The following is a 13,089-nucleotide window of genomic DNA, read 5'->3' as shown; positions in this document are numbered from 1 at the left end:
CACAAGCGCCCTCATTCCGGACAAGTGAGGCCAAGCCGAACGCTGATCCGGAATCCAGAAATCAGCGCACCGCAGGTGCTCCGCCTCCTTCACCTTGCCGGACCGAGTTATCCCCGCCCGGCCCCGCGCTAGGACCGACCTGCCCGCGACCGAATTATCCCCGCCGCCGGACCGTTCTCGCCCTTTCGCGGATCTTTTGCATTTACGAGAAACACGATAGGAATTCAGTCCCAAATGTTAATCGGCTGCAAAATGTTCGTTTGAACGCTTCAGCCGCCGGCCTTGCGCCTTTCGTCGAGCAGGCCGAGATAGTACTGGGCCACGCTGGAGGCCGCGATCGCGGTGATGTCGGCGTGATCGTAGGCGGGGGCCACCTCAACCACATCGCCGCCGACGAAGGCGAGGCCCGAAAGTCCGCGCAGGATCATCAGCGCCTCGCGCGAGGAGAGCCCGCCGGAGACCGGCGTGCCGGTTCCCGGTGCGAAGGCCGGATCGAGGCAATCGATGTCGAAGGTCATGTAGGCGGGGCCGCCACCGACCCGTTCCTTGATCTTGCCGATCACCCCATCCACGCCGAGCCGATGCACATCGTCACCGTAAATAATTGAAACGCCGCATGTTTCCGGCGCATGCGTGCGGATGCCGATCTGCACGGAGCGCTCGGGATCGATCAGCCCCTCCCTGACCGCCCGGCCGACGAAGGTGCCGTGATCGATCCGGTCGCCGGCATCGTCCCAGGTATCCTGATGAGCATCGAACATGACGAGCGCCAGCGGCCCGAACTCCGCCGCATGCGCCTTCAACAGCGGATAGGTGACGAAATGGTCGCCGCCGATAGAGAAGAGATGGGCCCCCGATTTCAGGATCCCGGCCGCCTGGGCCTCAATCTGCGCAGGCGCGCGCTCGTTGTGACCGTAGTCGAGAGAGCAGTCGCCATAGTCGACAACCACCATGTTTTCAAAGGGATCGGCGTGAAACGGGTATTGCGGATCGCCGCAGAGAATGGCGGAGGCCCGGCGCACGGCCTGCGGTCCGAAGCGGGCGCCGGGACGGTTGGAGACCGACGCATCGAAGGGAATACCCCAAACGACGGCATCGACGCCTTCAAGATTGCGCGACAGGCGGCGGCGCATGAAGGAGGAGACGCCCGAATAGGCCGGTTCATGCGAGCCGCCGGTCAGGCTCTCGCCGAAAACGGCATCGTCGGTGGGATAGGGACGGATGTCGGACATGGTTCCTCCGGCGGGTCGACTGAACAACGTTTCGCATGACCTTGCACCGAAACGGCGAAAGATGGAATGGCGCGCAACACCTGACGTCGCGTCTGTTCTGTTTAGAGAGTCTTCGGTCAAATTCCGTACAAACGACGAGCAAGGTGCCCTCGGCACTCCGCGGAATTCCGCCAGATCCGGCCATTTTCGCCGCCGGTCGGGAGCGAGCCCAAAGCGCATCGGGATAACCGGTTTCGCGCCCGAAGCCGGTTCATAGTGACGCTTGCGGCATCTCCGCTTGCCCCGGCGGCGTTAGCCCGGAACAATGGAAGGCAACCGAAGGAGCTCGACCCATGCGAAAGGCCGCCACTTCGATCCTGACGATGGCCGCGATCCTGTGTTTCGCGATGCCGCTGAGCGCCGCCAAGGCGGAGGTCATTTCCAAGACGCGCTACAAGCGGCATACGGTCTACGGCAGCACGCCGGCATCGCTCGTCATGTCGATGAACAGGTTTCCGATCCGCCAGCCGGGAAAGGAAGTCGTGATGGGTCTTCTGGAGATGGAGCCGTCCTTTTCCTATGTGCCGGTCAGGAACGCCAATGGCTGCCGGGTGGGCGCGCTGAAGACCCGGATCGAGTTCACCATCACCCTGCCCCACGCCCGCGCGCAAAGCCGCCTCGATCCGGCCACCAGGAGACTGTGGACCCGGTTCGTCGCCACGGTGAAACACCACGAGCTCACGCACCGGCGCTATTTTCTGGACTACGCCGCGCGCTACGAGGCGCGCGCGAAGCGCGTGGCGGCGCCAACCTGCGCCGGTGTCGACAAGGCGCTGGCGCGCATCGCGGAAGAGGAATACGCCAAGGCCCAGCGCCAGAACGACCAGCTTGATCGGCATGACGGCGCGGAGGTCGACAACCTGCCGCTCTTCGTCGCCGCCCGGCGCGGCCCGGAAATCGCCGGAAACGACCCGCGCCGCCTGGCCCAGACACGGCCGTGAGCCATCGCCGTCAACGCGGTGCGGCATTTGCGCTGCCGCCTTGCCTCCGGGAGCCGCGAACGGGCGATCATCCGTCCGGCACCCGCATTTGGCGGATCGCCTCGCGTGCCCCGCCGCACGCGGTTCAAACCTGCGTTTATTGACCGTTCAGTCCTTTTGGGCTGTTGTAGACAGACCGCGCGGGCGCAAGGACGGTGCGCCCTTCTTTTTCCGGGATCGGGGGATCACAGATGCGGCGTGCCAGTTTTTTCCTGAACATCGCGGTCGCCGCCGGCCTTGTCCTTTCAGCGGGAACGGCCGGTGCCGAAGTCACCTCCAGGACACGGATCAAGAACCATTCGGTCTACGGCAAGAGCGAACATGACCTCGTCGTGTCCATGTTCAGATACGCCATACGCCGCAAGGGGGTAGACGTGGTACTCGGCATGCTGACCATGCGCGCGCCCTCGGTCGTGTTCAATGCGCAGCAGACCCCCAGGGGATGCAAGCTGAGCAACTTCAAGACCCGCCTCGACTTCACGATGACCCTGCCCCAGGCACGCGATCGCAGGCGGCTTTCCGGCAAGACGGAAGCTTCGTGGAAGCAGTTCACCGCTTTCGTGAAACGGCATGAGGAGCAGCATCGCAGCTATATCATTGAGTGCGCCAGGCGCTACGAACGGAGCGCCAGCAGACAGTCGCCCAAGAACTGCGCCTCGGCGCGGCGGGACGTGGCCAAGGTCTTTTTGGCGGAAATGAAGCGCTGCGGCGCGTTGCATGCCGCGCTCGACCGGCGGGACGGCCAGAAACTCGAGCGGCTGCCGCTGTTTGCCGAGGCGTTGCGCAAACCCTCCATCGCAACCCTCGCCGCAAAGGCCCGCGAAGGCATGAAGGATCCGACGACGCAGGCCCTGTTGCGCCGGCAGTAAGGCCGCCTCACGTTGTCGCAATCGCCCTTCGGGCGGGATCGGATCACCGCGAGGCGCGCAACCGCTCCATGACCCAGGCCACGTCGGCATCGCTCGGGAACACCGGATAGAGCACGTCCTCAATCACGCCATCGCGGACAATGAAGGTCAGCCGTTTCAGAAGCGTCATGCCGGCCGCCTCGAAGGTGGGAAGCTCCAGCGCCCGACGGAAGTCGCCGCCGACATCCGACAGAACGGCGAAAGGCAGGTGCAGCCGCTCCACCATCTCGCGCTGATAGTCGCTCGCCTGGGTGGACAGACCGAAAACCTCCGCACCAAGGGCCTTCAGCTCGGCATGATGATCGCGCCAGGAACAGCTTTGCGGCGTGCAGCCCCGCGCACCGGGAATGGTGTCCCATCCCTCCGGCAGGGCGACGTCCGGGCGGCCGGTCATCGGATAGCAGTAAACGACGACTCGGCCCGCGATGGCGGAGAGGTCGACCGTGCCGCCCTCAGTCGAGGCCAGCGGCACGCATGGCAGGCGCCGGCCCGGCAGATGGGCGGCTGCGCCGTCATCGACGGGCCGCGGCAGGCCGGGCGGCGGGGTGTGCAGGTCGGGCGGCGGGGTGTGCAGGTCGGTCATCGGATGCTCCCTCCTCTTTCGAGCGAGCATAAAAAAACGCTGCACCGAAGTGCAGCGTTTTTGTCGAATTCGAAATGTCGCGAAAGCTTAGCGCTTGGAGAACTGGAAGGACCGACGGGCCTTGGCCTTGCCGTACTTCTTGCGTTCCACCACGCGGCTGTCGCGGGTCAGGAAGCCGCCCTTCTTGAGGACGCCGCGCAGCTCCGGCTCGTAGTAGGTGAGCGCCTTGGAGATACCGTGGCGGATGGCACCCGCCTGGCCGGACAGTCCGCCGCCGGAGACGGTGGCGACGATGTCGTACTGGCCGTCACGATCGGCGGTGACGATCGGCTGGCGAACGATCATCTGCAGGACAGGACGACCGAAATAGGCCGTGAAGTCCTTCTTGTTGATGACGATCTTGCCGGTGCCCGGCTTCAACCAGACGCGGGCCACCGCGTCCTTGCGCTTGCCGGTTGCGTAGGAACGGCCCTGCGCATCGACCTTCTTCTCGTGGACCGGAGCAGCGGCCTCAGCGGTCGTGCCGATGGCTTCGCCCAGTTCCTCAAGGGATTGCACTTCAGCCATGCTCAGCCCCTCTTCGCGTTCTTGGCATTGAAGGAAGCAACGTCGATCGTTTCCGGCTGCTGAGCTTCATGCGGGTGTTCGGAACCGGAGTAGATCCGGAGGTTCTTGAGCTGAGTGCGGGTCAGCGGGCCGCCGGGCATCATGCGCTGCACGGCCTTCTCGAGCACACGCTCCGGGAAACGACCCTCAAGGATGGCGCGCGCGGTGCGCTCCTTGATGCCGCCGGGGAAACCGGTGTGCCAGTAATACTTCTTGTCGGTGTACTTCTTGCCCGTAAGCACCACCTTGCCGGCATTGATGACGACGATATTGTCGCCACAATCGACATGCGGTGTGAACGTGGCCTTGTGCTTACCGCGCAGGCGCATGGCGATCAGCGAGGCGAGGCGGCCAACGACGAGCCCTTCGGCGTCGATCAGAATCCACTTCTTCTCGATATCCGCCGGTTTGGCAGAAAAGGTCTTCATGACTCGCATCCGAGATGACGGTGTCCGGTTTCGCAAGGCAAGAGAAGCCTTCCATTGCCGGACAATTGCTGTTTGGGCGTCGGCGCGAATTGCCTCAGGGGGCAAGACCCGTCCGCCGCAGGATCGGTGGAGGTAATATAGAGAGGCGGCAGGCACGTCAAGCAGAATGTTTCGAAAAACATGCGTAAAAACAATAACTTGCAAAAAAGGTAACTAGTTACCACACATTTGGACCCTGATTTCAGGCTTCGAAATTGCCCCGGCGTCGTCACCTGCCGACAATGGTCCCATGCGGTTTCTACCTTGGAATTTTTCAATTAAAAAATTTAGTTGACCCACATCAAAGTTACAGCCCCTGCCGGGATGGTCTGCTGAACGTGCCGACGGCTGGTTTTGCTGCGATACCACGCCAGATCAAACCGCAGCGAACCGCCCTTGGCACGTCTTGTCCGACCGGCCCGAGTGCCGGTCCGGACGCTCCAGAAAGGGGGCCTTTCCATGAAACGCCTACTTGCAACACTAGCGATCGTCATGATGACTTCGGCCGCGCCGGCCGTTGCCCAGGATCAACTCATCGAAGACGCGAAATCCTACTTCGAACCGATCCCCACCGTGGTACCGGCACCGAAGAATAACGCGATAACGCATGACAAGGTGCGGCTCGGCAAGATGCTGTTCTTCGATCCGCGCCTGTCGTCATCCCACCTGCTGTCCTGCAATACCTGCCACAATGTCGGCCTTGCGGGAGCCGACGGCCTGTCGACCTCGGTCGGTCACGGCTGGCAGAAGGGCCCGCGCAATGCGCCCACCGTTTTGAACGCGCTCTTCAACGTCGCCCAGTTCTGGGACGGACGCGCAGAAGACCTGAAGGCCCAGGCGAAGGGCCCCATTCAGGCCGGCGTGGAAATGAACTCCAAGCCGGAGCGCGTGGTTGAGGTGTTGAAGAGCATTCCCGCCTATGTCGGTGCCTTCACCGAAGCCTTCCCGGGTGAGGAAGATCCCGTCAGCTTCGACAATGTCGCCAAGGCGATCGAGGCCTTCGAGACGACGCTGATCACCCCCTCCTCGCGTTTCGACCAGTTCCTGGAAGGCAACACAACGGTGATGACCGCCCACGAGAAGCAGGGCCTGCAGCTCTTCATGGACAAGGGATGCGTCGCCTGCCACAACGGCGTGAACATCGGCGGGAACGATTACTATCCCTTCGGTGTCGTGGAACAGCCGGGGGCCGACATCCTGCCGCGCGCCGACAAGGGCCGCTTCGCGGTGACCGACACGGCGAGCGACGAGTACGTGTTCCGCGCTCCGCCGCTCAGAAACGTTGCGCTGACCGCCCCCTACTTCCATTCCGGCAACGTGTGGCACCTGAAGCAGGCCGTCGCCGTGATGGGAACCGCGCAGCTGGGCGAAGACCTGAATGACGAGGAAATCGACGCCATCGTCGCCTTCCTTGACACGCTGACCGGTGAACAGCCGCAGGTCGAGTATCCGCTGTTGCCGGCTTCCACCGACACGACGCCACTGCCGGAACTGATGATCGCGAAATAACGTCCTCCCCCAAGCAAGACCTGGCCCGGCCCCGAGAGTCGCCGGGCCATATTTTGCCTGCAACAAGAGGAGACATGGCGACGGCGATGCCGTCCCCGCACAAACGCAAAAGGCCGGCCCCATGCGGCGGGACCGGCCTTTCGAAAGGATCGTCCTGGCTGAGCGTTCAGGCTCAGAACGGGATATCATCGTCCATGTCGTCCGCGATCGGCCGGCTGCCCCCCTGGCCACCGCCCTGGGGCTGACCACCGCCATAGCCGCCCTGGCCACCACCCTGGCCGCCGCCATAACCAGGATCAGCCGGGCGCGAGCGACCGAAATCGGATCCGCCGCCCTGACCGCCACTGAAGCCACCGCTCTGGCCACCGCCTTCACCGCGCCCGTCCAGCATCGTCAGCGCGGAGTTGAAGCCCTGCAGCACGACCTCGGTCGAGTACTTGTCCTGGCCGCTCTGGTCCTGCCACTTGCGGGTCTGAAGCTGGCCCTCGAGATAAACCTTCGCACCCTTTTTCAGGTACTGCTCCGCGATCTTGCAAAGACCTTCGTTGAAGATCACCACGCGGTGCCATTCGGTGCGCTCGCGCCGTTCGCCGGTGTTGCGGTCGCGCCATGTCTCGGAGGTTGCGACGCTCAGGTTGGCGATCGGCCGGCCGTCCTGTGTGCGGCGGATATCCGGATCGGCCCCGAGATTGCCGACCAGAATGACCTTGTTGACGCTTCCAGCCATGATTGACTCCGTTCCATTCGCTGATGCCGGCCCGGTTACGCGTGCATCGCAGCGCCCACGGCAGACATTCGTCGCTTAAAATTCGTCGCTCCGTGCCCGCAGCCGGGTTCACCGCAGCTTTCGCCGGAACGATCGCTGTTCGCGGTGCGGCTCGCGTTCGTGCGCCGGCAGTACGCGAGCCGCGCGGGCAACGCAACCCGCCACACGGCTTTGCCACAGGCCATCCGCCGGCAAACCTGTTTCGCATCACGCATCCTGGCCGCGTTCGCGGCCGGGGTTGCGCGCCTTGCGGGGCGAAGCAAGTCCGTCACTCTAGACGCTCCCGCCTCTGCCCGCGCGCAAATGGCGCCGTTTTCCACAACCGCATGGGACCCGGGCGATACGGAAACAGACCCGGATAGGTATGTTCCTTTTTTGTTCTTTTTACCCGCCAAGTCAACCGCCCCGCAGCCCCGAGCGCGCGCCCCACGATGGATTGGCCACCCTTTTTCGTGTCGCGACGTTCCATCGCCGCGAAGGTTGCTTTACGGTGCCGCCTCTATTAGCGCCCGACTGTTTTCTCTCGGAGGTTTCCTGAATGTCGTTTCGTCCCTCGTTCCGCCTCATGACGGCCGCCGCACTTCTGGCCGCCGGTCTTTCCGCGCCCGTCGCCCTGGCGCAGGGCACCAGGCAAGAACAGCCGGCCGCGGCGGCGACCACCGAAAACGCCCGACTTTGGTCCGTTTCATGCGCAGATACCGCTGCCGGTGGCGGCAGCCAGTGCCAGATGGTTCAAACGCTCGCCATGAAGAATACCGGCAAGCGTCTTCTCACCATCGCCGTGCAGAAACAGGAAAAGGCCGAACATCCGCGCCTGATCGTCGGCCTGCCGCACGGGGTCTACTTCCCCGCGGGAATCGGTATTGCCGTAGATGAGGCAGGCAAGAAGAAGATCGAGGTGGAAACCAGCGATGCAAACGGCGCCTACGCCATCGCCGAGATCGACGACGGCCTTCTGGAGGCGCTGCGCAAGGGAACCCAGCTCAAGGTGAGCTTCGAGAGCGGCAAGCGGCAGGAACTCGTCGTCCCCGTCTCGCTCACGGGCTTCTCGGAAGCCTATCAGCGGGTGTCCAGCTTCGGCGGCTAAAGCCCGCTTTCCGATCCGGCGGAACCGCCCGACCGGAAAGAATCGTTCAAGAATGACGAATGGCTGAAGAACGCCGGCGACCTGCCGGCCGAAACGGGCGGCCGGCCCCAGCGTCGATGTATCGCCGCATCGGGGCTCATCCCGAATGGGGCCGCTGCGCCTTCCGCCAGCGCGCGAGAGACAGCGGCCATGCGACCTGGCTTATTCTTCCACCTGGGCGCGGCGGGCAAGGTCGCCCCACGACTGCGAGGAGACCAACTGGCAGTAGATGCCGGCCAGCACGCCTTCGTGACGCAGAGCCAGGAAGACCTCGTCGGGCAGAGCCTGAAGCTTGCGCTCGTCGATCACCATATAATCGGCGATGCGCACCGTATCGCCGTTCTTGAGCGTGAACTGGGCCTGGTTGGGCACCAGCAGGTCATGCTCCTGCAGGCGCTTGACGAAGGCCTCCGTGGTGCTTGCCTGGCGCTGGAAGGCGGCGCAGAATTCAAGCGCCTTTTCCGTCCATTCGGAAGGTTTCCCATCCACGAAAAGCGGCATTTCGCCGCCTTCGCGCAGGCGCGGGCTCGCCCTGTCGACACACAACGCGAAGTTCTCGCCCGAATTCTCGCGCACGAGAATATAGGGATACCGGCGCACATAGCCGGGCACATAGGCCGCATCCGCCCAGCGCCCGTCCGCTTCCACGAACAGATTCTCGTTCTGGTGCAGGCCGACGATCGCCACCGGCTGCGGCGTTCCACTGCCCACGAAAACGATCGGATAGGTGCGGCAGGCGGCCGGAAATTCCGCCAGCGTGATCGGCACGGCCTGTGTCCTGGCGGCGAAGCCGACATCCTGTCCGGGGTCGAGCCCCAGCCCGCCATGGCGTTCCGGGCTCAGCGCTTCCGGTGCGGAATAGAACAGCGGCAGGATGCCCTGCCCCGTACCGCTCCCGGCATCGGCGGCCGGCTGGGATCCGTTCCCGTTTTTTGCACCGTTCGCCATGGTGGCAGCCATCGTTGTCTCGTCCGTCATGAGATCAGGTCCTGAACCGGAAATTCCACGTCAAACAAACCGCTCCGCCGTCGAATCGCGCATGCGCTCCGGATTCTCCGGCTTTCGCGCGTGATACGGCGGCGCCACCCGCCCCCTCCCGCATGGCTCAGGCAGCGAATATGCCTTATGTTTCCTGCCTATTGCCGCGACCGTGCGGATATGATCCGTTGGCGCATGGGGCGATCAGGCGGAACGCGCCGCAGTCTATTGGAGCAGGCCGGTGAGCGAAACCCAAAAGACGATTTCGGGCAGGGACTTCATCAGCGAAACCATCGTCATCGACGGATACAGCCTAGAGAATTGCCGCTTTCGCGATTGCCGGCTCGTCTATCGTGGCGGCGAACCGCCGAAGATCCGCGGCTGCCGGTTCGACGCGTGCCGCTGGGAGTTCGACGGCGCGGCGGCCCGGACTTTGCAATTTCTCGCCGCGCTCCACCAGGGCGGCTTCGAATCGGTGGTGGAAGGCACCTTCGCCTCCATTCGCGAAATGACACCGGCCCCGATCTCGGCCTCGGTCTCGGCCCCGGTCCCGGTCCCGGCAAAGGAAAGCTCCACCGCGAACGCCTCGCAGCCCCAACAGGCTGCACGCATGAGTGACCTCGCCCGCCGGCTCGCCGATTTCCCGCCGGTGCGGATCATCAGGCGCGCGAAACCGAAAATAGGGCCGCAGCGCGACCCGGAATCCGGGGCGGGCAGCTGACCCGCAAAGGCCTTGGCCGGCCATTCGTCATACCGTAAGGTCAGTGCCACTGCTCAAGGCTGCACCCATCGCAGCATCGTTCAACGACAAGGCCGCCCATGACAGATCTCGCCACGCTCGAAGTGAGTACCTTTACACCGCTGATCGGCGAGACCTTTCGCGTGCGCACCGCCGACAGGGAGATCGAGCTGGTGCTGCACGAGGCGAGCGCGCTTGGCAAGGCGGTGCGGCAGGGAGGCGCCTTCTCGCTTGTGTTCCGCGGGGACGACGGCCTCGAGATCGCGCAGCAACTCTGCCCGGTCCATCACCGCGCCATCGGCGAGATCAGCCTGTTCCTGGTGCCGATCGGCCCGCTCGGCGAGGGCATGGGCTTTGAAGCGGTGTTCACCTGAGTGCCGCGCCGAGGCATCTCGCAGCCGATATCTTTCCGCGCGCACCTGTTTCGACATCGCCCTTCGCGATTGCGGTCTTCATTGCGGGAACCGATCCCTCATCGGCCTTGAATTGGGCGCACCTCAATTCGACGGTCGGTTCTCCAACTCCCAGACCTCCGGGTGAGGCTCGATTGCATGCACGCCCCAATCGGGATGCCACTCCAGCAGGTCGTAGACCTGCTTGTCTTCGATGACCCGATAGCCGAGCCGGGCATAGAGACGCTGGGCGGGATTGGTCTTCTCGACATGGGCCCGCACAGGCTTCCCCCGATGCGCCGCCGCTTCCATCACGTCGCTCAGCACGAGCCGGCCAAGCCCCTGCCCCCGGTGCTCCGGCATCAGCGCGATGTCGATCAGACGCAGTTCATCGTCCCATTCGTCGAGATAGAGGCGGCCAACCGGATCGGCATCGCGCTCGATCAGCCAGAAATCCGCCTTGCTGAAGTGGCGCATGTAGTGGGCGTGCTGGGCTTCGAACTGCATCGCCAGAAAATGCGCCCGCTGCTCCGCGCCCCAGGGAACCTGCGCCATCTCATCGGCGCGGGTCGAAGAATAGAGGATGCGCAGGAAGTCCTGATCCTCAGGCCGGATCTCGCGAAAGCGCAGGCCACGGGAGGTCGCTCGCGGCAAGGCAATTCCATCATCGCTCACGTCCGATTTCCTTTCCTCCGGGAGTATGCCGCATAACTCGGGCGTTCAAGCGTGCCCGCGATCACACCGATCGTGCAAACGCCCTGTCCGTTCGCCACACTTACCCAGCCGCGATGCTGAGATCGCGCACAACAGCCATTGTCACCGCGCCATCGAGAACGGACGTGCCGAACGCGCTCCATTCCGAAGACCCCGGCGCCGCCTGGGCAACCATCCAGACGGTTCCCCCCTCGTCGGCCGGCGTCAGCCCGAAGAGGGCCAGGGCGCGGTTCGCATTGAACCCGAAAGCCATCGCCGTCGTTGCCGGCACATGGGCACTGGGTTGCCAGCCGCCCCATTCGCCCGGCACCGCAACGCGTTCCAGGTTCGTCCACGCGACGTTATCATGGCTCGCGGCGCCCAGCGCGACATTGCCGGAAGCATTGAGCCCCACGGCCAGGCAGCCGAGACCGGCCAGCGTCAGCCCCGGATGGACGTACCCCGTCCACGCGCGGCAACCCGCCTTTACCTGCCGGGCGTGAGAAATCTCGTTTTGAGCGTCCAGAGCGAACACGTTCACGCGCTCGCTGTCATCGAGCGATGCGCCGATTTCCGTGAAGGGGGCGAGCCCGTCCCCGGACACAACCTCCCAACCGTACCAGTCAGAGGGATCTGAGGCGTTCATGACGCGCGGCTCGTTGAAGACAACGTCGCCACCGTCCGTGATCGCAAACAGGATGATGCGGTCGTCGGCATTATTGGCAAGCGCCAGCTTCGTGACGGTCGCGCCGTCAAGTTTCTGCCAGCCGCTGAACGGTGGGTCGGCGGGACCGAGTTCCGGCACCTTGATGGTGATTGGTTCGCGGGCGCCGGGCGGGGTAATGGTGATTTCCCTTTCCACCACCTTCGGCGGCTTCTTGAAAAGCCACCAGACATCACCGACGTCCGAAACCCCGAAGACGGAGGTCCGCCCCAACGCATCAAGCCCGATCAGCAGTTCGGTGAAGACTGTCTCGGCGGGCCGGCCGAGATCGAGCGGCGTATCCCATTCCGCCCCCGGCGTATCAGGAAAGGCCGGTCCCGACGCGAATTCGCCCCCGTGCTGGAATATCAGATCGACGCCCTTGTCCGCCGCGCGCACGGCGGCGAAGACGATGCGTCCATCCATGGCGGTCGCACCGGCCAGTACCGGGTCATAAGCAACATCGTTGACGGGAACAGCGGATCCGGCAGGAGGAAACGAACCATCGGGGCTTTGCTGGACAGTCGTCACCAACGTGCAGCCACCCCCTGCCCCGGCCACCAGCGCACCGACAAGAATACGCATGTTCGCAGCCGCTACCGGCTCGGTGACGGCATCGCGATCATTGGACGGCACAACCGCCACATCGTCTTCCAGCAACGCGGTGGTATCGTCGGCCGCAGCCTTGGCGCCTGCTTCTTCGACCATGGTCAGTCCCTCCTGCCTGTCGGGTCCAGATCCGCCGGAAACCGTGCCCCGGCGTATTGCTAGCGCGGCGCGACTTGTGACTTGTGAGCCTGAGGCCTTTTCGCCGCGGCGCGCGCGTCTACGCCCGCCCGCTCAGCTGCGCGAGGGATAAAGACCCTGCAACGCTATGATGAAGTTCAAAGTGAGATACGGCTGCACGTTGTTGTGCGACTGGCTTCCGCCCGCCACCTCAAGCGTCTCGTAACTCATGGGCTCCAAATTGGATGAGGCTTGCGACTGGTAGATCGGATTGGTGGAGCGCGCCAGGGAAGCGGTTGAGCTCGGCTCGGAACCGCTCGCGCGCGAAGTCGTACCCCGCATGGTATGCGAGTGGTTTGGCAACTGCGCTTCCGTCAGCGTGACGGTCTCCACGCCGACCTTCTGGCCCAACCGGCGGCTTGTCAGTCCCGGCCCTCTGCCGGGATGCATGGGAGCCCTGCCCATCAGGTCCGGCAGCGCGGTCGTGGTGCGCCCATCGCCGCCATAGGTGGTGCCGATCAGCGAAAACAGTGCCGTGTTCTGTGAAATCGGCAGCAGCTGACCGTCGCAGAAGGCCCACCCGCGTGGTGCGAAGTTGCCGGCAAAGATACGGATTTCAGCGATGAATGGTTCAGACATGCA

Annotated in this window: 15 protein-coding genes; 6 read left to right on the top strand and 9 right to left on the bottom strand. The window is 63.9% G+C overall.

What is annotated here, in order from left to right; genetic code table 11:
- Window positions 1-269: 269 nt before the first annotated feature.
- Window positions 270-1,232: an agmatinase gene (speB, locus tag C8N35_RS14255; protein WP_107990378.1), complete on the bottom strand. Its 963-nt coding sequence runs from the start codon at window positions 1,230-1,232 to the stop codon at window positions 270-272.
- Between the two features lie 332 nt (window positions 1,233-1,564).
- On the opposite strand from speB, the gene C8N35_RS14250 reads away from it, so the two are divergent.
- Window positions 1,565-2,212, top strand: a complete 648-nt coding sequence (locus C8N35_RS14250) for a DUF922 domain-containing protein (RefSeq protein ID WP_107990377.1) — start codon at window positions 1,565-1,567, stop codon at window positions 2,210-2,212.
- A gap of 230 nt (window positions 2,213-2,442) precedes the next feature.
- The gene (locus tag C8N35_RS14245; protein ID WP_107990376.1) at window positions 2,443-3,120 is read left to right on the top strand and encodes a DUF922 domain-containing protein; all 678 of its coding nucleotides are present in this window, start codon (window positions 2,443-2,445) and stop codon (window positions 3,118-3,120) included.
- Between the two features lie 43 nt (window positions 3,121-3,163).
- On the opposite strand, the gene C8N35_RS14240 is transcribed toward C8N35_RS14245, so the two are convergent.
- The 3 genes from C8N35_RS14240 to rplM form a co-directional block, all read right to left on the bottom strand.
- Window positions 3,164-3,742 carry a peroxiredoxin gene (locus C8N35_RS14240; RefSeq protein WP_107990375.1) on the bottom strand — a complete coding sequence of 193 codons (579 nt, stop codon included), beginning with the start codon at window positions 3,740-3,742 and terminating at the stop codon, window positions 3,164-3,166.
- An 87-nt stretch (window positions 3,743-3,829) separates the two neighbouring features.
- Entirely contained in the window at window positions 3,830-4,309 is a 480-nt protein-coding gene (gene rpsI / locus C8N35_RS14235; protein ID WP_107990374.1) for a 30S ribosomal protein S9, read from the bottom strand.
- A 2-nt stretch (window positions 4,310-4,311) separates the two neighbouring features.
- On the bottom strand, window positions 4,312-4,776 hold the full coding sequence (gene rplM, locus C8N35_RS14230) for a 50S ribosomal protein L13 (protein ID WP_107990373.1): 465 nt from the start codon (window positions 4,774-4,776) through the stop codon (window positions 4,312-4,314).
- Window positions 4,777-5,274: 498 nt separating this feature from the next.
- Between rplM and C8N35_RS14225 the strand changes: the two genes are divergently transcribed.
- Window positions 5,275-6,324, top strand: coding sequence for a cytochrome-c peroxidase (locus C8N35_RS14225; RefSeq protein WP_107990372.1), 1,050 nt, complete (start codon window positions 5,275-5,277; stop codon window positions 6,322-6,324).
- Between the two features lie 172 nt (window positions 6,325-6,496).
- Here C8N35_RS14225 and C8N35_RS14220 read toward each other — a convergent pair whose 3' ends face one another.
- Window positions 6,497-7,051: a single-stranded DNA-binding protein gene (locus C8N35_RS14220; RefSeq protein WP_107990371.1), complete on the bottom strand. Its 555-nt coding sequence runs from the start codon at window positions 7,049-7,051 to the stop codon at window positions 6,497-6,499.
- 577 nt (window positions 7,052-7,628) lie between these two features.
- Between C8N35_RS14220 and C8N35_RS14215 the strand changes: the two genes are divergently transcribed.
- Window positions 7,629-8,177, top strand: a complete 549-nt coding sequence (locus C8N35_RS14215; protein WP_107990370.1) for an invasion associated locus B family protein — start codon at window positions 7,629-7,631, stop codon at window positions 8,175-8,177.
- A gap of 201 nt (window positions 8,178-8,378) precedes the next feature.
- On the opposite strand, the gene C8N35_RS14210 is transcribed toward C8N35_RS14215, so the two are convergent.
- Complete coding sequence (locus tag C8N35_RS14210; RefSeq protein ID WP_107990369.1) at window positions 8,379-9,194, bottom strand: SapC family protein; 816 nt, start codon at window positions 9,192-9,194, stop codon at window positions 8,379-8,381.
- A gap of 241 nt (window positions 9,195-9,435) precedes the next feature.
- Between C8N35_RS14210 and C8N35_RS14205 the strand changes: the two genes are divergently transcribed.
- Both C8N35_RS14205 and C8N35_RS14200 read left to right on the top strand, forming a co-directional pair.
- Window positions 9,436-9,915, top strand: a complete 480-nt coding sequence (locus C8N35_RS14205; RefSeq protein ID WP_107990368.1) for a hypothetical protein — start codon at window positions 9,436-9,438, stop codon at window positions 9,913-9,915.
- 98 nt (window positions 9,916-10,013) lie between these two features.
- Window positions 10,014-10,307 carry a DUF6916 family protein gene (locus tag C8N35_RS14200; protein WP_107990367.1) on the top strand — a complete coding sequence of 98 codons (294 nt, stop codon included), beginning with the start codon at window positions 10,014-10,016 and terminating at the stop codon, window positions 10,305-10,307.
- A 123-nt stretch (window positions 10,308-10,430) separates the two neighbouring features.
- On the opposite strand, the gene C8N35_RS14195 is transcribed toward C8N35_RS14200, so the two are convergent.
- The 3 genes from C8N35_RS14195 to C8N35_RS14185 form a co-directional block, all read right to left on the bottom strand.
- Window positions 10,431-11,000, bottom strand: coding sequence for a GNAT family N-acetyltransferase (locus C8N35_RS14195; RefSeq protein ID WP_245926794.1), 570 nt, complete (start codon window positions 10,998-11,000; stop codon window positions 10,431-10,433).
- Between the two features lie 100 nt (window positions 11,001-11,100).
- Window positions 11,101-12,429, bottom strand: a complete 1,329-nt coding sequence (locus C8N35_RS14190; protein ID WP_107990366.1) for a DUF8189 domain-containing protein — start codon at window positions 12,427-12,429, stop codon at window positions 11,101-11,103.
- A 132-nt stretch (window positions 12,430-12,561) separates the two neighbouring features.
- Window positions 12,562-13,086 carry a phage tail protein gene (locus C8N35_RS14185; RefSeq protein WP_107990365.1) on the bottom strand — a complete coding sequence of 175 codons (525 nt, stop codon included), beginning with the start codon at window positions 13,084-13,086 and terminating at the stop codon, window positions 12,562-12,564.
- Window positions 13,087-13,089 lie beyond the last annotated feature (3 nt).

This window comes from Breoghania corrubedonensis (assembly GCF_003053845.1).
GTDB lineage: Bacteria > Pseudomonadota > Alphaproteobacteria > Rhizobiales > Stappiaceae > Breoghania > Breoghania corrubedonensis.
The sequence above is the reverse complement of the archived record's forward strand: the minus strand, read 5'-3'. Positions and strand labels throughout refer to the sequence as shown.